We start from the raw sequence: 21584 nt of genomic DNA, 5'->3' as shown, positions 1-21584 counted from the left end.
ATTAAAAAGATAGAGAGGAAATGCAATATGGGTAAAATATTCAAAAACATGCTTCCGTACTGGAGGACGGTTATTATCATTATTGCTCTGCTGTTTGTGCAGGCGTGGTGTGATCTGTCGCTTCCGTCTTACACATCTGATATTATCGATGTGGGTATTCAGAACAGCGGTGTTGAACATATCGTGCCTGAGAAACTTACAAAGAGTGAGTTTGAGACGGTACAGTTTATTATGACGGATGATGAAGCAGATTTGTGGAAAGGTCTGTATAAGGCAGATGGGAAGTTTTATAAACTTAAGGATAAGTCAGATAGGGAACTTGATGAGGCTGACGAAAAACTTACCTTGCCGCTTATCATGAATTATCAGATGAGCACTTTAGAGGTCAGCAGTTTTAAAAAGACTATTGCAAGTCAGATGGGTAAGAAAGAGTCTGAACTTGAAAATATGAGCGTCGAGCAGCTTGGCAAGTCGCTCGGTGTTAAGCTTAAGAGCTTCAAACAGGAAAAAGAGGATGATGACGGAAACAAAGTCAAGGTTGACTGTGTTGATGCAAGACCGCTTTTTGTCGGAATGATGCAGAACGGTCAGATGGATAAAAAGAGCATTTTGTCTATGAGAGATAAGATGAGTGATACCATAGATGCTATGGGAAGTTCTCTTGTTAAGTCGATGGGTGTTGCCTATGCGGTTTCCTGTGATAAGGCGGCAGGCATCGATGTTGACCATATTCAGAAATCATACCTTTTGTTTGCGGGATTAAAGATGCTTGGAATGGCACTTCTCATGGGTGTTGTGACGGTGCTTGTCGGTTTCTTTGCTTCAAGAGTCGGAGCTGGAATCGGTATGACACTCAGGGAAAAAGTATTTAAAAATGTTGTCGGATTTTCAAATGCCGAGATGGATAAGTTTTCAACGGCATCACTTATCACGAGAAGTACAAATGATATTCAGCAGATACAGATGGTATCAGTCATGCTCTTAAGAATGGTTGCATATGCACCTATTCTTGGAATAGGTGGTGTGTTAAAGGTTATGCAGACAGGGGCAGGCATGGGATGGATAATCGTGCTTGCGATAATCGTGATACTCGGATATGTGATGATACTTATGTCAGCCGCCATGCCTAAGTTTAAACTTATGCAGAAGCTGGTCGACAATATCAACCTTGTTTCAAGAGAAATCCTTACGGGACTTTCAGTTATCCGTGCATTCGGCAGGGAGAAAAAAGAAGAGGAAAGATTTGATGTGGCAAATAAAGACCTCACAAAAACAATGCTTTTTACAAACAGGGTTATGACATTTATGATGCCGGGCATGATGATGATAATGAATATACTTACGGTCGGTATCGTGTGGTTTGGTGCTAAAAAGATTGACGGCGGAAATATGCAGGTCGGTGCTATGACTGCATTTATAACATATGCGATGATGATAGTCATGTCATTCCTTATGCTTACGATGATGTCGATAATGCTTCCTCGTGCGGCTGTCGCAGCAGAGCGTATTGACGAGGTTGTACGCACAGAATCTTCTATTAAAGATATTGACGAGCCCGAAAAACTTACAAGCCATGACGGTGTAATATCATTTGAACATGTAAACTTCAAATATCCGGGAGCAGAGGAAGATGTACTCCACGATATTGATTTTGTTGCAAAGCCGGGCGAAACAACAGCTATCATAGGCAGTACAGGATGCGGCAAATCAACATTGGTAAATCTTATTCCGAGATTATATGATGTTTCGGATGGAAAGATATTGCTTGACGGAAAAGACATAAGAAATATTTCAATGTCAGATCTCAGGGAAGAAATCGGTTTTGTACCTCAGAAAGGAGTTCTTTTCTCAGGAACTATAGCTTCAAATCTCCGTTTTGGAAATGATGATGCGACTGATGAAGAGATAAAAAAGGCTGCCGAGATAGCACAGGCAACAGAATTTATCGAAGCAAAAGATGATAAATATGAGAGTTCAATAGCACAGGGCGGAAGTAATGTTTCCGGGGGTCAGAAACAGCGTCTTGCAATAGCGAGGGCAATAGCCAAAAATCCAAAGATATTTATATTTGATGACAGCTTTTCAGCACTTGACTTAAAGACAGACGCGGCACTTAGAAAAGCATTATCTGAAAATGTAAAGGACAGTACGGTTATCATAGTTGCACAGAGGATAAGTACAATATTACATGCAGAGCAGATACTTGTTCTCGATGATGGAAAAGTAGTCGGAAAAGGCACACATGAACAGCTTCTTAAAAACTGTGATGTGTATCGTGAAATCGCAAAATCCCAGTTGTCAGCTAAAGAGCTTGGCATGGATGAAAGTGAGGTGTCAGACAATGAGTAATGAGGAACATTTTAAAAAGCCACAGCCACGCAGGAGAGGGCCTATGGGCAGAGGTATGCAGCCGGGCGAAAAGCCTAAGAACCTCAAGAAGTCATTAAAAACACTTGTAAAATATATCGCAAAATATAAGGCAGGAATATTTGTCGTAATGTTTTGTGCAGCCTGCTCAACAGTCTTTACGGTAGCGGGACCAAAGATATTAGGTAAAGCGACAACAGCATTATCTGAGGGACTTATGGCAAAGATAAGCGGGACGGGAAGCATTGATTTTGACAGGATAGGACGCATACTTCTTGTTGTACTTGGTCTTTATCTTTGCAGTGCTTTGTTTAGCTTTATTCAGGGCTGGATAATGACGGGCATCACGCAGAAAGTATGCTATAAACTTCGTCAGGAAATATCTGAGAAGATAAACAGGATGCCGATGAAATATTTTGAAAGCCGCACTTACGGTGAGGTGTTATCACGCATTACAAATGATGTAGATACGCTTGGACAGGGACTTAACCAAAGCATAACAACGATAATCACATCTGTTGCAACGCTTATCGGTGTCCTTGTAATGATGCTCAGTATTTCGCCACTTATGACACTTATCGCACTTATCATACTTCCTATATCACTTGCACTTATAAGCCTTGTGACAAAGAAATCACAAAAATTCTTCCGTGCACAGCAGGAGTATCTCGGTCACATAAACGGTCAGGTCGAGGAGGTTTACGGCGGTCATCTTGTAATAAAAGCATTTAACCGTGAAAAAGATACTATTGAGGAATTTGAAAAAACAAACAAGATTTTGTATGACTCAGCATGGAAATCGCAGTTCCTCTCAGGAATGATGCAGCCTATAATGATGTTTGTCGGAAACTTGGGATATGCGTCAGTTGCACTTGTGGGTGGTATGCTTGCGATAAAAAATGTAATTACGATAGGTGATATACAGGCGTTTATACAGTATGTAAAGAACTTCACACAGCCGATACAGCAGATAGCACAGGTAATAAACATGGTTCAGTCAATGTCTGCTGCATCTGAGAGAGTTTTTGAATTTCTTGACGAGGAGGAAGAACAGCAGATAGTAGAAAATCCTGCCGACATTTCAAAAGTAACAGGCGAGGTCACATTTGAGAATGTTCATTTCGGTTACAATCCTGAGCAGATAATTATTAACGATTTTAGTGCAAAGGTAAAACCGGGACAAAAGATAGCGATTGTAGGACCTACCGGTGCAGGAAAGACAACTATGGTAAAACTTCTCATGCGTTTCTACGATGTAAACAGCGGTGCGATAAAATTAAACGGCAGCAATATAAAAGACTTTAACAGGCGTGAACTCCGTGACGCATTTGGAATGGTGCTTCAGGACACATGGCTTTTTAAGGGAACGATAATGGAAAATATCCGTTACGGAAGACTTGATGCGACAGACGAGGAAGTAATCGCAGCGGCAAAAGCGGCGAGGGCGCATCACTTTATTCAGACACTTCCGGGCGGTTACCAGATGGAACTTAACGAGGATGCGAGCAATGTGTCACAGGGACAGAAGCAGCTTCTAACGATAGCGAGAGCCATTCTTGCGGACAATAAGATACTTATCCTTGACGAAGCAACATCTTCGGTTGACACAAGAACTGAGATAGAGATACAGAAAGCAATGGATAATCTTATGAAAGGACGCACAAGTTTTGTAATAGCACACAGGCTTTCAACAATCCGTGATGCCGACCTTATACTTGTCATGAAAGACGGAGATATAATAGAGCAGGGAAATCATGATGAACTTCTTGCGGCAAACGGATTTTATGCAAATCTTTACAACTCACAGTTTGAGGATGTTGTGGCGTAGGGAAGTTTTATTATCACTAATATTGATTGATATAAAAAGAGAAATGATAGTTCAGATTTATTTATGTACTGTCATTTCTCTTTATTGTTTCTGTGTTTTTATAGGAATAATATTTTATTATAAGTATGTGCAGATTTATGGTACAATAAAAGTGATTATAGATATGGAGTGAGGAAAGATGAATTTTAGCAGAATGGTAGATATGAATTATTTATATTTAACAGAAACAGAAAAAAATGCAGTCCGGAAAATAAGGCAGAATAAAAATGACATTCAACAGAAAAACAGTACGGAAACAGCAAAGCTGTTGGGAGTATCGAGAGCTACTCTTATAAGGCTTATAAAAAAACTTGGAATGTCATCTTATATGGAATTTCAGATTGTATTAAAACAGGAAATGGATATGACGGCAAAGAGCCGGGTTGATATGGAATCTGTTGCAAAAGATTATCATAATATGATAGAAACTATCAAAAAATATGATTATAACGAGATATGCGGGCAGATTTATATGGCAGATACAATATATCTCTATGGAACAGGAAATGAGCAGAAAGCTATTGCTGAGGAATTTAAACGCATTTTTCTTATAATGGGAAAATGGTGCGTTGATCTGTTTGATTATGGTGAGATAGAGTTTGCTGCCAAAAAATTTTCAGATAAAGACCTGTTTATTGCTATTTCCCTGTCAGGAGAAAATAAGGAAGTGCTTGACATTATGGGGATGGTATGTGAAACGAAAATTCACACGCTTTCTGTTACAAGGTGGAATAACAATTCACTTGCAAGGATAACCGAAAATAATCTCTATGTAGGAACAAAACTGTTAAGTAAAGATGAACAGGATTCATATGAGATGATTACGGCATTTTATATATTGCTTGATATATTGTCAGCTAAATATCTGGAATTAAAAGAAAACAAAACCAGTACAACGAAAAATTAATTATTCGTTGTATTAGTGCCGGAAATGATTTTAAGTGTATGGATAAGGATTGAGGTATTATATGAGGATTGAGGAACTGATCAATTTAAAATATAAAGATTTAAGTGAAAATGAGCGTTATATTTGTCAATATTTTTATGAGCATAAAAAAGAGTTTTGTAATTGTCCGATTGACAATATTGCTAAGAACTGCGGAGTATCAAAAACTATGATGGTTCGATTTGCGAAACATCTCGGTCTGTCAGGTTTTAAGGAATTAAAGGCGATGGTTCAGATGGAAGAACATGATACAGGGCATAGTGAAGATGATACGATAAACAGAATGACTGGGAGTTACCACAAGATGATAGATGATTTTAAAAAGCATGATTATACAAAAATATTTGATGCTTTATATAATGCAGAGCGTATAATCGTCTATGGAAGTGGTTCTTCACAGGCTCATGCCGCAAGTGAAATGAAACGCATTTTTCTGCCGCATAAAACATTTATAAATCTGCATGGACATGATATGGTAAATGCCATAGAAAAAAACATAAACAAAAATGATGTTGTATTTCTGTTTTCTTTATCGGGAGAATTGGAATATATGATAAATCTTGCTAAAAAACTTAGCATTAAAGGAGCATTTGTTGTATCAGTTACAAGGATGAGCAATAATACGCTGTCGACCTGCTGTACGGAAAATCTGTATATAGAGTCGGTCAGCATGAATATTAAAAACTATGGTGAATATGAATCGTCTACGCCATATTTTATTCTTATTGAACTGTTTTATATTGCATATAGAAATTATCTGGCAGCAAAACAAGTGTGAACAAAGTTTCAAAAAATGAAATATTGAACAAAATATGCACATACTTTTTAAAAGAGGCAATTTTATTGAATTGCCTCTTTTATTTTGCTACTATGACCTCAGATAAAATAAAGACAGCAAATAAAGGAGTGAACAGACGGTATGAAAATTATATATTTTGATATTGACGGAACATTAAGAGATGAAAATTCAGGCGTATCAGAAAAGACAAAGTATATGATAAATGAATGTAAAAAAAATGGCATATTCACGGTTGTGTGTACCGGAAGAAATGTCGGAAGTATTCAGCAGGATATATTTAATCTTAAAACAGACGGTTTAATATATGGCGGAGGATGTTGTGTAACATTTAAGGATAAACTTCTTAAAGAAAATGTTTTACCTGTTTCACTTGTCTTAAATATGCTTGATAAGATTGAGCGAAAACAGCTTAAAGGAATGACGATTGAAACTAAGGACAATGTTTATATGAATGAGTGGGCTGCTAAAATACATAAAAATTCATTTAATCAGAAAACAATGCAGCTTTCACAAAAAGAAAAAGAGAATGTTATGAGTGCAAACAGATTTTTGTATGAAAATAACATAAAAAGTTTTGAACCTTATGGTGAAGATGTATTTAAGATGTGTCTGGTAGATGATAGGGATACATTTGCTGAATTGAAAGAAGAATTGGAAGGCAGATGCAATGTTGTTCAGTTTATAAAGATTGATACGGAATGGCTGCTTGAGTGTACACCTCTTGATTGTGACAAGGGAAGTGCAATAAATTTTTTGAACGAATTTCTTGGTATTAAAAAGAATGAAAGTATGAGTTTTGGAGATGGCGAAAACGATATTACAATGTTTGAAGCAACGGGAACAGGAATTGCAATGAAGGACAGCAGTTCTAAAACGCAAAGTGCGGCTGATGCAGTCTGCGGTTCTGTTAAGGAAGATGGAATTTATAAAGAACTTGTAAACAGGAAATTGATAAAGGAGTGTGAGGAATAATGAGAGAAAAGAAATGGTGGCAGGAAGAAGTTGTTTATCAGATTTATCCAAAAAGTTTTTGTGATGGTAACGGTGATGGAATCGGAGATCTGCGTGGAATTATTTCAAAACTTGATTATTTAAAAGGACTTGGAATAACAATGTTGTGGATATGTCCTTGTTATCAGTCCCCTATGGACGATAACGGATATGATATATCAGATTATAAGCAGATTGCTGCTGAGTTTGGCTCTATGGAGGATATGGACGAACTTATAAAAAAAGCTAAAGAATACGGAATAAAAATAATTCTTGATTTGGTTATAAACCATACATCAGATGAACACAGGTGGTTTAAAAAAGCGGTGAGTGAGCCGGAAAGTAAATATCATGATTATTATATCTTTAAAGATGGAGCAAAAGAGCCTAACAATTGGCGTTCGGTGTTTGGTGGCAGTGTTTGGGAGAAAATACCTGACAAAGATGAATATTATTTTCATGCATTTGGAAAAAAACAGCCTGATCTGAATTGGGAAAACAGGGAGTTGAGAGAAGAATTATATAAGATGGTAAATTGGTGGCTTGACAAAGGTATAGCCGGTTTCCGGATTGATGCAATAACATTTATAAAAAAAGATTTGACATGGTCTGACAGAGAACCGGATGGTGCGGACGGTCTTGCAAAATGTACAAAAGCATCAAGAAATCAAAAGGGGATAGGCACATTTTTAAATGAATTAAAAGAAAACACATTTGACAGATATGATTGTGTCACAGTCGCTGAAGCCCCCGGTGTTTCATATGATGAATTGGATGAATTTATCGGGGATAACGGATATTTTTCAATGATTTTTGATTTCAGATATGCAGATCTTGATATTGCATCAGGAAGTGAATGGTTTAAGAGGATTTCGTGGACGATTAAAGATTTCAACAAAAAAATCATGGAGAGCCAGATGGCATTGCAAAAATATGGATGGGGAGCAAATTTTATTGAAAATCATGACCAGCCGAGAGCAGCGACAAAATATTTAAAAGAAAATCAGAACAATCCTGATGCAGTAAAAACATTGGCAGCAATGTATTTCTTTCTCAGGGGAACGCCATTTATTTATCAGGGGCAGGAACTTGGAATGGTTAATTTTGACAGAAAAGATATAGGAGAATTTAATGATATATCAAGCATTGACCAGTATTATCGTTCAATTGATGAAGGGTTGTCCGAAAAAGAAGCATTAAAAGTGATAAATCTCAGAAGCAGGGACAATTCGAGAACACCATTTCCATGGAATAATGAAAAATATGGCGGATTTTCAAAGTGTGAACCTTGGCTTGCGATGACGGAGGAATACCCGGATATAAATGCAGAAAAACAGATGTCACAAAAGGAAAGTATATATTCATTTTATAAAGATATGATCAGCTTCAGACAGAACGGGGCATACAGAGATTGTCTGATATATGGTGATATAGAACATGTTGAAAGTTCTGAAAATGTGATTGCATATAAAAGATATACTGATGATATTTCTATACAATGCTGGTTTAATTTTAGTTCGGAAACTGTTACAGAAAAAATCGGCAGAGAAGAAATTGAAGTTGTCTGGGAAAATATGCAGGAGGTTGAATTTAAAAATGGTTATTTAATTTTAAAACCGTTTCAGACGGTGCTGTTTAGATAGATAAAGAGAGGAGATTGAGGTTATGAATGAAAATGATTACAGAAATGCGGCAGAAGATATAATAAAAATCGTAGGAAAAGAAAATATAATATCAATTACTCATTGTGCTACAAGACTGCGTATAATAGTAAAAGATAAAGATTCCATAGATGTAAAAAAGCTGGAGAAACTGGCACTTGTTAAGGGAACTTTTTTCAATGCAGGGCAGTTTCAGATAATTCTTGGAACGGGAATTGTCAATAAGGTATATGAAGAAATAGAAAATCTGGGCATTAACACACTTACAAAACAGGAACAGGATGAAGTTATAAAAAAGCAGCAAACGGGAATAAAGCGTTTAATGCGTGTTCTTGGTGATATATTTATTCCTATAATACCGGTTATAGCAGCGACGGGATTGTTTCTCGGTTTAAAGGGATGTGTATTTAACGATAATGTGTTAGGTGTATTTGGAGCATCAACTGATGTGATTCCTGACTATATAGTTACGCTGGTAAATGTATTGACAGAAACTGCATTTTCATTTTTGCCGGCAATCATATGCTGGTCGGCATTTAAAGTGTTTGGAGGTACACCTGTGATAGGTATGGTACTTGGACTGATGCTTGTATCTCCGATACTTCCAAATGCGTATTCAGTGGCAAATCCGGACAGTGGTGTAAGTGCGGTTATGGCATTTGGCAAAATACCTATCGTTGGATGTCAAGGAAGTGTGCTGACAGCTATAGTTACGGCTTTTATAGGTGCAAAACTTGAGAAGAAATTAAGAAAGATAATGCCTAATGCACTTGATCTTATAATGACACCATTTGTAGTTATGCTGGTTACATTTTTAGTAGTTATACTTGGTGTCGGACCTGTAATGCACATTGTAGAATTAAAACTCGTAAGCATTGTGGAGTTTTTAGTACATCTTCCATTTGGAATCGGAGGATTTATAATCGGAGCAACATATCCGTTACTTGTTATAACAGGACTTCATCATACATATACAATGATAGAAACATCATTACTTGCAAATACTGGATTTAATCCGGTTATAACTTTATGTGCAATGTATGGCTTTGCAAATGTTGGAACCTGTCTTGCATTTTTCGTAAAATCAAAAAATACAACTGTCCGTCAGACAAGCATTGGTGCAATGCTGTCACAGTTGTTTGGTATAAGTGAACCTGTGTTATTTGGTATTCAGTTAAGATATAACTTAAAACCTTTATTGATAATGTTATGTACATCGGGTTTGGGAGCTGCCGCTTTATCAATATTAAATATACAGTCAAATTCTTATGGACTTGCAGTATTACCTTCTTACCTTATGTACATTTATGAGGGAAGACAATTGTTATGGTATCTTATTATTTCAATCGCTTCAGTGGCTCTTTGTTTTACTTTGACTTATATGTTTGGAATACCGGAGGAGGCATTAGCTGCGGACGAAGATGTGAACGAATTTAGCGTAAGCGGTGAAAAGACAGAAGAAATCTTAGAAAATAAGACGGCTGACGAAATAAAATCACCTGTTTCAGGAAAAATCATAGCATTAGAAGATGTAAAAGATCCTACATTTTCGGCAAAGGTACTTGGAGATGGATTTGGGATTGAGCCTGAAAATGGAGTGATAAAATCACCGGTTGATGGAACTGTTCAATTAATGTATGATACAGGTCATGCTGTTGGTCTTATGTCGGAAAATGGAACTGAAATCTTAATACATATAGGAATTGATACGGTTGATATGAATGGTACAGGATTTCGTGCAATTGCAAAAAACGGACAGAAAGTAAAATGTGGAGATGAACTGGTACAGGTTGATCTGCAAAAGGTAAAAGAAGCAGGCAAACAGACAACTGTTATTGTAGTAATTACATCAGGCGAAAATGTTGAAATTATTAAAATGGGAGATGTTTGCGATGGAGATAATGTTGCAAAGATAAAATAATAATCAGTCAGACGACAATGAATATTTAAATCCCCCTCTTGTATTGCGTAGAGCAATAGAAGTGGGGGATTTCTTTTTGAATATTTTTCAGCTTGAATAAAGTCTGCCTTATGTCTGAAATTTACTCACTCAAAAAATCCTGAATATACGGAAGTGCCGCACCTATAGTTATATTATGCTTTGGCATCTTGCTTATCTGCAAAAAGTCAGGAGATTCAGGAAATGGTGTCATTTTTCTTATCTCCTCATGGATATATGAAATATCTTTTTCCAAAAGATAAGGAGCAAGATAGCCGCCCAAAATAAAGTCGGTATCATAGATGAGATGGAGCATATTTATGGATTTTGCCAGATTATACAGGTATGTCTGCCAGCGTTTTGATGCTTCTTCGTCATCGTTTCTTACTTTTTCAAAAAAGCTGTCAAGCGATTCATCTTCATTAAGGAGTGCATTTATTGAGCATAAAGTGTCCATACAGCCATGTTTTCCACAGTAACATAACTGTATTATATTACTTTAAATATAATCTCGGAAGAACAGAGTGGCTTTCATTAGTTGGAATACTTGGAATCTTATCAGGACTTCCAATGTTACTTGCACTTCCTTCACTTGAAAAGAAATTCAGTAAGAGAAACCTTATGTTTATGAGCGTTGCATTATATATAGCAGGCGACCTTATGATATTTATCGGAAAAAATTCTGCCGTATTTTTACTTCTTGGACTTGTTATCACAGGTCTTGGAATATATGGAATATTCGGTATAACATTCTCGATGCAGCCTGATGTCATTGATTATTCAGAGTATAAGAAAAATTCAAGCGTTGCAGGTCTTATCGCTGCTTTTCAGGGATTTTTTGTAAAAGGTGGTATGGGACTTACAAGTTTTATTATCGGTGCATTTCTCAAAAATGGAGGATATGTGGCAAATGCAGTTCAGACAACAAAAGCACTTTCTTATATAGAAATCTGTTTTATATGGATTCCAATCGTGCTCTGCGTGATAATAGCAGTATTGACATATTTTTACAAACTTGATAGTATTCGTGATACGATGACACAGGAATTAGATGAGAGGAGAAGCAAACTGGCATATGAATCATAAAGGTGCGATTTTTGATATGGATGGACTGATGTTTGACACTGAAAAGGTTTTTCAGCAGACATGGCATGAGATAGCGGATGAAAACGGAGTAAAACTTAGTGATAAATTCGTAAAGGATATTTCGGGAACAAATGGAGAATATATGTGTCATGTAATAGAAAAACATTATGGTGTTGCAGATGGCAGTATCATCATGAAAGATTGCATGAGCAGAGTAAGAAAGAAGCTGGAAATATATGTGCCTAAGAAAAAAGGCATTGATGAAATTCTTGATTTTTTTCAGAAAAAACATGTTAAACTTGCAGTTGCAAGCAGCAGCTCAAAAGAACAGATAAGACAAAATCTCGTTAATTCAGAGCTGGAAAAATATTTTGATGAAATTGTAAGCGGAACAGATGTAAAACATGGAAAACCTGAACCGGATATATTTTTGCTGGCGGCAGAAAAAATCGGATGCAGGCCACAGGATTGTTATGTTTTTGAGGACAGTGAAAACGGAATACGCGCAGGTGTGGCAGCAGGCTGTATAACGGTAATGGTTCCCGACCTTATCTCACCGTCAGAGCAGATAAGAGAAATCTGTGGACATATATGTGATGATCTTATTGAGGCAATCAATATTTTAAACAATGATTTTGAATAAAAAAAATAAATCTGTTAATAATAATAACAGATACTATCAGACAACTTGATGGCATTGAGTTATTGTTCATTCGTATGCCTGACATTAGCTGTCAGGCATACGCCAATGAATGGGCTTTAGAGGATTTCAGCCCCATGCATCGAGGATGCATTTTGATTGGGCTGAAATCATTACTGGTCACACTGCAAGGGTGAACAGTAATGGCATTAAGGTGTCTGTTTTCTTAAATCGTTGCCAGTCACACCGTAGGTGTGAACAAGTAACTAATGGAGGGATTGCCGTATGTATGATAATAAGGAAAACAACTTTAAGAAAAAAGGGCTTTGTGTGTCATTATGTGCTGCACTTGTATGCGGCCTTGGAATAGGCGGGGTATATTACAAGATGAATAAAGCACCGCAGAATGACGGGACAAAGCTTTTTTCGGACTCATCAACAGGTACAAAATCAGCAGATACAAATGATAAGACAAAAACTTCATCAGATAAAAAAGATAATGCAGCAGGCAAAAGTACAGAAAATAAAACGGTAGCGGCAGGTTCGGGAGCTGTTAAAAATATTAAAAAGAAAACTGATATTAAAAGTGCAAGAGAAAAATTAAAAGATGCAAAAGCAGAAAGTAAAGCGGACAAGGACAACAGTAATGCTGGTGCAGATGATAAAAATGTAGCAGCTAAAACAGATGACAAAAAGAAAGGCACAGACGCAAAAGGTCAGGATAATAACATAAAAAATAATGAAGATACAAAGAAAAATAAAGCGGTAAGCACGATGTCAAAAGATGATTCTATTAAGTTTGACGCAGAAAAAGGTATGATATGGCCTGTCGGAAGCAGTGAAAAGGACATAATCCTTAAATTCAGTGACAGCAATACCGTTTATTTTAAGACACTTGCACAGTATAAAGTAAATCCTGCCATAGTTATATCAGCAAAAGCTGACGAAAATGTAAAAGCTGCGGCAGCAGGTGTTGTAAAAAGCATAAAGACAAGTGATGAAACGGGAACAACGGTAACCGTTGATATCGGAAACGGATATGAAGCCATATACGGACAGCTTAAAAACTTAAATGTAAAAAACGGTCAGAAAATTGCCAAAGGTGATATAGTAGGTCACATAGCAAAACCTACGAAATATTATACGGTAGAGGGAACTAATCTTTATTTTCAGGTTAAGGAAAACGGAAAGAGTGTAGATCCACTGCTGCTTTTGAAGTAAATAATTTTTTGGATTTTATAATATTTCTAACTGTTGCATTGTATATATTTTTTATGTACAGTGCAACAGTTATTTTTAATTGTGTCTAATTTTACAAATTTATTTATTTAGGCAAAGATTGACAGAAAATATAAGATTTGTGATTGAATGGTACTAATAAATATAATTTGGCAGGCATTTTATAAATCTCTTTTCATAAATGTTAATATCTGTTAATATAATAAAGAAGTTGGTTGAAAAAAGTTTCCATATATTGTGTTTGTTAGGCAGTAGATTATAGCCTGATAAAATCTACAATAATATTATTGGAAATAAAAATTTGATGCACTTAGAGTGCGGAAAGAGAGGGAGTTATGCAGTACAGATTAGTAGGAAACACAATGCCGGCAGTGGAGGTGCTTTTTGATTCACCGGGAGAGTCTATGTATACACAGTCAGGAGGTATGGCATGGATGACAGAGGGGATTAAGATGGACACAAATACGAAGGGCGGTCTTTTAAAAGGCGTTGGTCGTATGTTTGCAGGTGAATCATTATTTATGGCAACATATACAGCAACTAAAGCGGGAGCAGAGATTGCATTTGCATCGACAGTTGCAGGTGAGGTTCTTCCTATAAATATCGGTGAAACAGGTGGATTTATCTGCCAGAAAGGAGCATTTCTTTGTGCTGAGCCTACAGTAGACCTGTCGGTTGCATTTACAAAGAGATTTTCGTCAGGTTTCTTTGGAGGTGAAGGTTTTATACTTCAGGACATCACCGGAACAGGTATGGTATTTCTTGAAATTGATGGTGATAAAGTTATCAAGGAACTTGCACCGGGTGAAGTTATAAAAGTTGACACAGGTAATGTGGTAGGCTTTGAGAAGACTGTAACATATGAGATTGAGACAGTAAAAGGTCTTAAAAACATATTCCTCGGGGGAGAGGGCCTTTTCCTCACAAAACTTGTAGGACCTGGAAAAGTTATACTCCAGACGCAGAACTTTAATGATTTTGCGGGAAGGATTGCAAGCAGGATTCCGTCTAAGTAGTTTTTGTGGAGTTGGTATCTGTTAAAAAAAACTGCGGATTTTTATCTTTTAAGATTTTTAAAAGATAATTAAGTCCACAGTTTTTTAATTAGGGTATGGGGGTATTACAAAATAGTTATTTTAATCAACCGAAACTGGAATTTTGCCGGCTATGATAGCTTTTACATCATCAATTTTTTTGTTGGTAAAAGCAGCTATCTGTTCAGGAGTGAGTCCGTTGTTATGCATGTTTAGGACTATTTTGGCTTCAGCAGTTGCTTCGCCCTCAGCCCTGCCCTCAGCCCTGCCCTCAGCCCTGCCCTCAGCCTTGCCGATGGCAATGCCCACTTCTTTTATACCTTGACTTAAGTTGCACATAACATTCACATCCTCTCTTAAATTATTTTCGACAAGAATATCATATTCATTTCCTATAATGTCTAATTTTTCATTTACTGATAAATCTATTGAAAGTAATGCACTTAAAAGACGGTGCATTTCGTAAGTCTCATCATGCGGTGGGAGATCATTTGACAAACCAATCATAATTATATTTAACAGGTCAAGGTTTCCCTGCCAGTTGTGATTGGCGATTAGGTCATCTTTTGTAAGATGAATGTGGCTCATACTGTTTTCAGGCATATTCATGCAAACCCAGATTGAATAGACCTGTTTAATATTATTATAGTCTGAATTTTCAAAATCACGCTCTTTTTGCGAGGAAATCATTCTGCTAACATAAAAGATTGCCCTGTTTAAAATGTCGTATTTCTTTGGCTCTGATTTTTGAGCTTCTACATTTATGATTATTTGTGATAATTTGTTTTCTTTGTCTGCTGTATTTTTGTCTGTTGCGTTGTTTTTTGACGGCATCCGTACATAAAAAATAATGTCAAATCTTATCATGCCCTCGTTGATTTCTGCATTTTCACTGTTTAGACCTACAATGCGTTCACCGTTAATTTCTTTTTCGGTGTTTGTAAGTCCGATGTCAACAGGAACTGAGCTGATATACGGCTCGCCCTCTATGAGAGGGACAATATCTGTAGGTTTCATGTATGTAAATTCAGGGACTGTTTTTGCTAATATATGTGCAAGAATGATTTTCTGACCAAGTAGTCTTTTTGCACTTTCATCGTACTGAGCTTCTTTATCAGTAGCAGTTATTGAATTTTTAAGTTCTGTATTCAAAAATGACCTCCTCCCTTGTAGTTATTTAATAATAATATACACAAAAATTAAATTTAAGGCAAGAAATATCAAGTTTTGTGTATGTCTAATCTTACTAAACACGTTTTGTTATCGTCTGATTTCGATATTTGTATAGTTTTGAGATATTTGGCATAGATGGTTCTTTTTGTAATATCGCATCCTTGACAGAACAACCTAAAAATAGTTAAATATAAAAACGGAAATATATAAATTGTATTTAGAAATGAGGATAGAACATGAAAAGGAAAGCAAATCCTGTGGCACTTTTGCCGATTTTTGTATTTTTGGTATTATATCTGGGGCTTGGAATCGTATTTGAATATATCATGAAAATTCCTATGGGATTTTATAATATTCCGATAATCGTAGCTTTTTTGGTGGCGATTTTAACTGCCTGTCTGCAAAACAGAGAAGTATCTTTTGATGAAAAACTGGAGATTATGGCGCAGGGAATGGCAGACAAAAATATAATAACAATGCTGCTTATATTTCTGACAGCCGGAGTGTTTGTTGGTGTTGTAGGGCGGGACAGTGCGGAAAGTGTTGCATATTTTATGCTGCAGTTGATTCCTGCACGATTTGCAGTGATTGTTCTTTTTATTGTGGCATGTTTTGTGTCTGTCGCAATGGGAACTTCCGTTGGGACGATAACACTTATAACACCGATTGCAGTTGCGGTTGCGGACGCTTCAGGTTTTTCAGTGCCGCTTTGCGTGGCTGCGGTAATGGGTGGCTCTATGTTTGGAGATAATCTGTCATTTATTTCAGACACGACTATTGCAGCATGTAATGGACAGGGCTGTGCTATGAAAGATAAATTTAGGCAGAATTTCTGGATTGCATTTCCGGCGGCTGTTGTGACTGTTATTCTCATCGGATTTTTATCGTTGAATACCGATATAAACGGAAGTGTACATCATAATTACAATCTGGTACAGATAATACCGTATGTACTTGTATTGATAGGCGGGATAATTGGCTGGAATGTGTTTGTTGTACTGCTAACAGGTATCGTATCAGGGGCATTTATAATGTTAATTACGGGACAGACTTCTGCTGTGGAACTTGTTACAAATATGGGAAATGGTGTATCGGGTATGTTTGAAACCTGTATCGTGGCGGTTCTTGTAGCTGCTCTATGTGCGTTGATTCGTGCATATGGCGGTTTTGATGCTCTTTTAGAGGGAATACATCATGTATTCAAGGGAAAACGGGGCGGACAGCTTGGCATGGGAATTTTAGTCGGTGCTATGGATATAGCGACTGCTAATAATACAGTGGCTATCGTAATGGCAAATCCTATCGCAAAAGAAATGGCACAGACATATGAGATCACACCGAAAAAAACGGCATCACTGCTTGATACATTTTCCTGCATAACACAGGGGATTTTGCCTTACGGAGCGCAGATGCTTGTTGCAATATCGGCAGTTACGGAACTGGGAAAAAGTATATCAGCATTTGATATTATTCCATATATGTTCTATCCACTTTTTCTTTTAATTAGTTCTTTGATTTGGATTGGGATTAAGGTCCCTTCTGATATGCTGCGGTAGCAGCTAATAGTGTTATGAGCAGTAGCAGAGCGGATTGAGAATATCCGCTTGATTGGGGATTTTATCTCCATAGATTGCTGGCTGCTATTGAACCTTACAATAATATAAAAAACGAAAGCAGGGAGGTTTTTTATGAAGTATAACATTGATTTAAATGACAACGATTATATTGAATTTAATTACTCATATCTGAAACATTCAAAGATAGGAAAGTATTCTCTTTTAGCTACAAGAATTTCTTTTCCTGTTGCTATGTTTGTTTTTGTTTTGGCATTGCTCATTATCAATATTGAAACAGGGCTTATACTGACAGTGATTGGTATTGCGGTTTTAGTAGCTGTTTTATGGTGGTTTTTCGTGCCTTTGATGATGCGTAGGAATATCAGGAAGAATATCATAAAAATGAAAAGTGACGGAAAACTTCCTTATCATGATAAGGCTGTAATTGAGTTTTTGGATGATAATATCGTTGAGACTTGCGGACAGGATAAGACTGTAGTTAAGTATAATGATATTGTTAGTGTTTATGAGGAGAGAGGTTATATCTACATATTTTATGGTGCAATGCAGGCATTTATACTGCCTGAGAGATGTTTTGAGGATAATGAATTGAGGGATATTAAGAAAAAATTATCGCAATCATTTGTTAGGGCGTAAAATTAAATTCAATATGGAGATTCAAGGCTGAGCTGTTGCAATTTATTTAAAAATTAAAAAGTTTGTATTGACAAAATAAGAAAAAGTCAATATAGTTATCTATGGTAATTAACAGAGGTAATTATATTGGCTTTTTGTTTTTAAAAGACACATAGCATAACAGCAGAAGTACAGCTTGTTGATGAACGGTAATTAAAAAATTACGCTATGGATATTAAAAAAGCATAGGAAAGAGGTTTTATCATGACTATCGAAAAGATAAAAGCAATGTTTGATGCGTGCTATCTGGCAAAGCGGTCAAGAGATTTACTTCCTCCACTTCCAAAGGGGGTTACACCGTCATATATCCACTATCTGGATGTAGTTGAGTCATTGGGACAACAGGGTGTAAGTGTAAAGGTATCAGATATAAGTGATGCACTTGATATTCCGCGTCCGGGTGTGACACGCACTGTAAAAGAGATGGAGACAAAAGGTTATCTTCACAAACAGACTTCCGAGATTGACGGTCGTGTTACCTATATTACTGTTACAGATGAGGGAAGACATATGTTGCAGGTATATAGTGAGCAGTATTTTAACAGATTACTTCCGCTTCTTGAAGATATTTCGGAGGAAGATGCGGAATGTACGATAAGGACTATTGAAAAACTTTACAAAGTAATGTCAGAGAGGAGTGTTACGATTGAGTAGTAATGATAAAACAGATTTTACGCAGGGAAGTATATTAAAGAAATTGTTCTGGTTTATGCTTCCGATTTTAGGAGCACTTGTTTTGCAGGCGGCTTACGGTGCAGTAGACCTTCTTGTCGTTGGAAGATTTGGCTCGACAGCAGGACTTTCAGCGGTATCAACAGGAAGTCAGGTGCTTAATCTTGTGACATTTGTTGTTACACAGTTTGCTATGGGTATTACGGTTCTTATAGCAAGATATATTGGAGAGAAAAAAACGGAGCAGATAGGCGAGGTAATTGGCGGGGCTGCTGTTGTCTTTACGATAATATCAATAGGCTTGTTTATTCTTATGGTATGTTTTGCAAAACCTATTTCAGTTCTGATGCAGGCACCAACGGAAGCAGTCAGTCTGACAACGGTTTATGTCCGTATCTGTGGCAGCGGAATATTCTTTATAGTTGCCTATAATGTGCTTGCAGCTATTTTCAGAGGACTTGGTGACAGCAGGTCACCATTGATATTTGTACTTGTTGCCTGTATTGTAAATATTGTTGGTGATATGCTTCTGGTAGCAGGACTTCATATGGATGCGGCAGGTGCGGCACTCGCAACCGTTCTTGCTCAGGCAGTAAGCGTTGTATGTGCGATTGTGATGCTAGTCAAGAAAAAACTTCCATTTTCAATATCAAAATCAGATTTTGGATTAAACAAACAGTGCCGTAAATTCCTTGAAATAGGTCTGCCGCTGGCATTGCAGGAGTTCTTGACACAGCTTTCGTTTCTGGCACTCTGTGCATTTGTAAACAGGCTTGGTCTTGAAGCATCATCAGGCTATGGAGTTGCCTGCAAGATAGTAAACTTTGCAATGTTGATACCAAGTTCACTTATGCAGTCAATGGCTTCTTTCGTATCGCAGAATGTCGGTGCAGGAAACAAAAAAAGAGCAAGACAGGCGATGTTTACAGGAATTGGAGTCGGTGTTGCATTTGGATGTGTTGTATTTTGTATAGTAATGTTTAAGGGCGATATCCTTGCCGGATGCTTTTCAAATGATGCCGCAGTTATACAAAAGGGATTTGAATATTTGAAAGGCTTTGCACCTGAAACGATAGTGACAGCCGTATTGTTCAGTATGGTAGGTTATTTTAACGGAAACAATAAGACATTATGGGTAATGATACAGGGACTTACACAGACACTTCTGGTGCGTCTGCCAATGGCTTATATCATGAGTATCCAGCCTAACGCAAGCCTTACAAATATCGGACTTGCAGCACCAACATCAACGGTTGTGGGAATTGTTTTGAATGTTATATTTTTTATATATATGAGTAAGAAAGAGAGTGCTGTTCAATCGCAGAATTGAATTTGATTTTGGGCTTGCGGTTTTATGAATGTAACAAATGAAAGATTGAACTGTTATAAAAAGAGGATTTGATATAAAAGTGGTATTATTCGATACCTATAATTATCATATGGCGGATAATCAAGGTTCTGTGGTTTTAATATTCTGAGAATTTGTGTATAATTGAGAAAGAAAGTACGCAAGTTAATATGTATGTTAATGTGTAAGAAAGTATGCAAGTTAGTGTGTATGTTAATGTACAAAAAAGTGCGTAAGTTAGCACATATGCATATTTTAATATACATGAAAGTGTGTAAGTTAGTATGTATGTTAATATGTAAGAAAGTACGCAAGTTAGTATGTATGTAGTGTGAAAAATCCATATATGCAGGATTTTATAAAAATCCGATTTTTCACACACAAGATTTGTGTCTGCGCACACTTGACACAAACTTGTTATGCAGGAAAGTATGTAAGTTAATATATATGTTAGTGTGCAAATTAGTACACAGGCTGGAGGTGTAGTATGGGTGATTATAATCCGCCATTTACAATTACGAACAGTATGTTATCTTATGTAGCGGCTATTTCTGAGAAGATTGGACGCATTACATTTATAAGTGACATGGAAGCAAAACCACATCTTAGAAAAAATAATAGGATCAGGTCAATACATTCTTCTTTAAAAATCGAGGCAAATTCGCTTTCTGTTGAACAGGTCAGGGATGTTATAAATGGAAAACTTGTATTTGGAGAGCTAAAGGAGATACAGGAAGTAAAAAATGCTTATGATGCATATGAAAAAATTTCAGAAATAAATCCGTATAGTATTGCAGATTTAAAACGATTTCATGGAATTATGACAAAATATATTGTAGATGAATCAGGTGAATTTCGTCATGGGGAAGAAGGAGTATTTAATGGTGAGCAGTGTATTTTTATGGCTCCGCCGGCTCATTTGGTTCCACAGTTGATGACTCAGCTTTTTGATTGGATGAAAAGGGTTCGTGGAGAAATCCATCCATTGATATTGAGCAGTATATTTCACTATGAGTTTGTATTTATTCATCCGTTCTCAGACGGCAATGGCAGAATGGCAAGATTGTGGCATACTGCTATATTATCAAAATGGAAAGCAATGTTTGAATATATTCCTATTGAAAGTCAGATTGAAAAATTTCAGGATGATTATTATAATGCAATTACAAAGTGCCATGTCGATGGTGAGTCTACTTTTTTTATTGAATTTATGTTATCTCAGATTGATAAGATATTAGATGAACTTTCATTGCAGATTGATGATGATAGTATGCAGATTCCAGAAAAGGTAGAAAAACTGCTTGAGATAATGGATTATGATGTGCCATATACAAGCAGTAAACTTATGGAAAAACTTGGACTAAAATCAAAAGATGGTTTCCGCAGGAATTATCTTCATCCGGCAATGGAGTTAAATTTGGTGCGAATGACTATTCCTGATAAGCCTAAAAGCAGAAACCAGCGTTATGTAAAGGTCTGAAAAGAGTGTTATGAGTAAGTGGCAGAACGGATTGCGAATATCCGCTTGACTTTTGGGTTAGTGGGTTTTAATGTTCTAAAAATTTGTGTAT

18 protein-coding genes are annotated in these 21584 nt (G+C 36.7%); 16 read left to right on the top strand and 2 right to left on the bottom strand.

Annotated features, from left to right (window positions below; translation table 11 throughout):
* Window positions 1-27: 27 nt before the first annotated feature.
* From KQI69_RS01730 to KQI69_RS01700, 7 genes are all read left to right on the top strand, one after another.
* Complete coding sequence (locus tag KQI69_RS01730) at window positions 28-2349, top strand: ABC transporter ATP-binding protein (RefSeq protein ID WP_216563558.1); 2322 nt, start codon at window positions 28-30, stop codon at window positions 2347-2349.
* On the top strand, window positions 2342-4195 hold the full coding sequence (locus KQI69_RS01725; RefSeq protein WP_216563557.1) for an ABC transporter ATP-binding protein: 1854 nt from the start codon (window positions 2342-2344) through the stop codon (window positions 4193-4195). Before KQI69_RS01730 ends, KQI69_RS01725 begins: the two co-directional genes overlap by 8 nt.
* A gap of 178 nt (window positions 4196-4373) precedes the next feature.
* Complete coding sequence (locus tag KQI69_RS01720) at window positions 4374-5141, top strand: MurR/RpiR family transcriptional regulator (protein ID WP_216563556.1); 768 nt, start codon at window positions 4374-4376, stop codon at window positions 5139-5141.
* A gap of 61 nt (window positions 5142-5202) precedes the next feature.
* Window positions 5203-5958, top strand: a complete 756-nt coding sequence (locus tag KQI69_RS01715) for a MurR/RpiR family transcriptional regulator (protein WP_216563555.1) — start codon at window positions 5203-5205, stop codon at window positions 5956-5958.
* 141 nt (window positions 5959-6099) lie between these two features.
* The gene (locus tag KQI69_RS01710) at window positions 6100-6951 is read left to right on the top strand and encodes an HAD family hydrolase (protein ID WP_216563554.1); all 852 of its coding nucleotides are present in this window, start codon (window positions 6100-6102) and stop codon (window positions 6949-6951) included.
* On the top strand, window positions 6951-8612 hold the full coding sequence (locus tag KQI69_RS01705) for an alpha-glucosidase (RefSeq protein WP_216563553.1): 1662 nt from the start codon (window positions 6951-6953) through the stop codon (window positions 8610-8612). The genes KQI69_RS01710 and KQI69_RS01705 overlap by 1 nt, the downstream gene beginning before the upstream one ends.
* Before the next feature lie 22 nt (window positions 8613-8634).
* On the top strand, window positions 8635-10551 hold the full coding sequence (locus tag KQI69_RS01700; RefSeq protein WP_216563552.1) for a PTS transporter subunit IIBCA: 1917 nt from the start codon (window positions 8635-8637) through the stop codon (window positions 10549-10551).
* Between the two features lie 121 nt (window positions 10552-10672).
* Here the strand turns inward: KQI69_RS01700 and KQI69_RS01695 are convergent, their stop codons facing one another.
* The gene (locus KQI69_RS01695) at window positions 10673-11026 is read right to left on the bottom strand and encodes a hypothetical protein (RefSeq protein ID WP_216563551.1); all 354 of its coding nucleotides are present in this window, start codon (window positions 11024-11026) and stop codon (window positions 10673-10675) included.
* On the opposite strand from KQI69_RS01695, the gene KQI69_RS01690 reads away from it, so the two are divergent.
* The 4 genes from KQI69_RS01690 (at window position 11008) to KQI69_RS01675 (ending at window position 14550) form a co-directional block, all read left to right on the top strand.
* A complete protein-coding gene (locus tag KQI69_RS01690) occupies window positions 11008-11655 on the top strand; it encodes an MFS transporter (RefSeq protein ID WP_253288949.1) in 648 nt (215 codons plus the stop codon). The two genes, KQI69_RS01695 and KQI69_RS01690, sit on opposite strands and share 19 nt — an antisense overlap.
* Window positions 11621-12298 (top strand): HAD family phosphatase, encoded by a 678-nt coding sequence (locus KQI69_RS01685; protein WP_216563550.1) that lies wholly within the window; start codon window positions 11621-11623, stop codon window positions 12296-12298. The genes KQI69_RS01690 and KQI69_RS01685 overlap by 35 nt, the downstream gene beginning before the upstream one ends.
* 282 nt (window positions 12299-12580) lie before the next feature.
* The gene (locus tag KQI69_RS01680) at window positions 12581-13516 is read left to right on the top strand and encodes a peptidoglycan DD-metalloendopeptidase family protein (RefSeq protein WP_216563549.1); all 936 of its coding nucleotides are present in this window, start codon (window positions 12581-12583) and stop codon (window positions 13514-13516) included.
* A 353-nt stretch (window positions 13517-13869) separates the two neighbouring features.
* On the top strand, window positions 13870-14550 hold the full coding sequence (locus KQI69_RS01675; RefSeq protein WP_216563548.1) for a TIGR00266 family protein: 681 nt from the start codon (window positions 13870-13872) through the stop codon (window positions 14548-14550).
* 120 nt (window positions 14551-14670) lie between these two features.
* Here the strand turns inward: KQI69_RS01675 and KQI69_RS01670 are convergent, their stop codons facing one another.
* Complete coding sequence (locus tag KQI69_RS01670) at window positions 14671-15720, bottom strand: PD-(D/E)XK nuclease family transposase (protein ID WP_216563547.1); 1050 nt, start codon at window positions 15718-15720, stop codon at window positions 14671-14673.
* A 257-nt stretch (window positions 15721-15977) separates the two neighbouring features.
* Between KQI69_RS01670 and KQI69_RS01665 the strand changes: the two genes are divergently transcribed.
* The 5 genes from KQI69_RS01665 to KQI69_RS01645 all read left to right on the top strand — a co-directional run bounded on the left by KQI69_RS01665 (window position 15978) and on the right by KQI69_RS01645 (window position 21493).
* Window positions 15978-17297, top strand: a complete 1320-nt coding sequence (locus KQI69_RS01665) for a Na+/H+ antiporter NhaC family protein (RefSeq protein ID WP_216563546.1) — start codon at window positions 15978-15980, stop codon at window positions 17295-17297.
* A gap of 132 nt (window positions 17298-17429) precedes the next feature.
* Window positions 17430-17954 (top strand): YcxB family protein, encoded by a 525-nt coding sequence (locus KQI69_RS01660; RefSeq protein WP_216563545.1) that lies wholly within the window; start codon window positions 17430-17432, stop codon window positions 17952-17954.
* Window positions 17955-18197: 243 nt separating this feature from the next.
* Window positions 18198-18647, top strand: coding sequence for a MarR family winged helix-turn-helix transcriptional regulator (locus KQI69_RS01655; RefSeq protein WP_216563544.1), 450 nt, complete (start codon window positions 18198-18200; stop codon window positions 18645-18647).
* Complete coding sequence (locus KQI69_RS01650) at window positions 18640-19995, top strand: MATE family efflux transporter (protein ID WP_253288948.1); 1356 nt, start codon at window positions 18640-18642, stop codon at window positions 19993-19995. The genes KQI69_RS01655 and KQI69_RS01650 overlap by 8 nt, the downstream gene beginning before the upstream one ends.
* Before the next feature lie 505 nt (window positions 19996-20500).
* Window positions 20501-21493, top strand: a complete 993-nt coding sequence (locus KQI69_RS01645; protein ID WP_216563543.1) for a Fic family protein — start codon at window positions 20501-20503, stop codon at window positions 21491-21493.
* Window positions 21494-21584 lie beyond the last annotated feature (91 nt).

The sequence above is a fragment of the Eubacterium sp. MSJ-13 genome (assembly GCF_018918235.1).
In the GTDB taxonomy this organism is placed as follows: Bacteria; Bacillota; Clostridia; order Lachnospirales; family Lachnospiraceae; genus Butyribacter.
The sequence above is the reverse complement of the archived record's forward strand: the minus strand, read 5'-3'. Positions and strand labels throughout refer to the sequence as shown.

What these genes read in the sequence shown, in the direction of transcription:
- KQI69_RS01730 (WP_216563558.1), top strand. Translation starts at nt 28, where the DNA reads ATGGGTAAAATATTCAAAAACATGCTTCCGTACTGGAGGACGGTTATT.
- KQI69_RS01725 (WP_216563557.1), top strand. Translation starts at nt 2,342, where the DNA reads ATGAGTAATGAGGAACATTTTAAAAAGCCACAGCCACGCAGGAGAGGG.
- KQI69_RS01720 (WP_216563556.1), top strand. Translation starts at nt 4,374, where the DNA reads ATGAATTTTAGCAGAATGGTAGATATGAATTATTTATATTTAACAGAA.
- KQI69_RS01715 (WP_216563555.1), top strand. Translation starts at nt 5,203, where the DNA reads ATGAGGATTGAGGAACTGATCAATTTAAAATATAAAGATTTAAGTGAA.
- KQI69_RS01710 (WP_216563554.1), top strand. Translation starts at nt 6,100, where the DNA reads ATGAAAATTATATATTTTGATATTGACGGAACATTAAGAGATGAAAAT.
- KQI69_RS01705 (WP_216563553.1), top strand. Translation starts at nt 6,951, where the DNA reads ATGAGAGAAAAGAAATGGTGGCAGGAAGAAGTTGTTTATCAGATTTAT.
- KQI69_RS01700 (WP_216563552.1), top strand. Translation starts at nt 8,635, where the DNA reads ATGAATGAAAATGATTACAGAAATGCGGCAGAAGATATAATAAAAATC.
- KQI69_RS01695 (WP_216563551.1), bottom strand. Translation starts at nt 11,026, where the DNA reads ATGGACACTTTATGCTCAATAAATGCACTCCTTAATGAAGATGAATCG.
- KQI69_RS01685 (WP_216563550.1), top strand. Translation starts at nt 11,621, where the DNA reads ATGAGAGGAGAAGCAAACTGGCATATGAATCATAAAGGTGCGATTTTT.
- KQI69_RS01680 (WP_216563549.1), top strand. Translation starts at nt 12,581, where the DNA reads ATGTATGATAATAAGGAAAACAACTTTAAGAAAAAAGGGCTTTGTGTG.
- KQI69_RS01675 (WP_216563548.1), top strand. Translation starts at nt 13,870, where the DNA reads ATGCAGTACAGATTAGTAGGAAACACAATGCCGGCAGTGGAGGTGCTT.
- KQI69_RS01665 (WP_216563546.1), top strand. Translation starts at nt 15,978, where the DNA reads ATGAAAAGGAAAGCAAATCCTGTGGCACTTTTGCCGATTTTTGTATTT.
- KQI69_RS01660 (WP_216563545.1), top strand. Translation starts at nt 17,430, where the DNA reads ATGAAGTATAACATTGATTTAAATGACAACGATTATATTGAATTTAAT.
- KQI69_RS01655 (WP_216563544.1), top strand. Translation starts at nt 18,198, where the DNA reads ATGACTATCGAAAAGATAAAAGCAATGTTTGATGCGTGCTATCTGGCA.
- KQI69_RS01645 (WP_216563543.1), top strand. Translation starts at nt 20,501, where the DNA reads ATGGGTGATTATAATCCGCCATTTACAATTACGAACAGTATGTTATCT.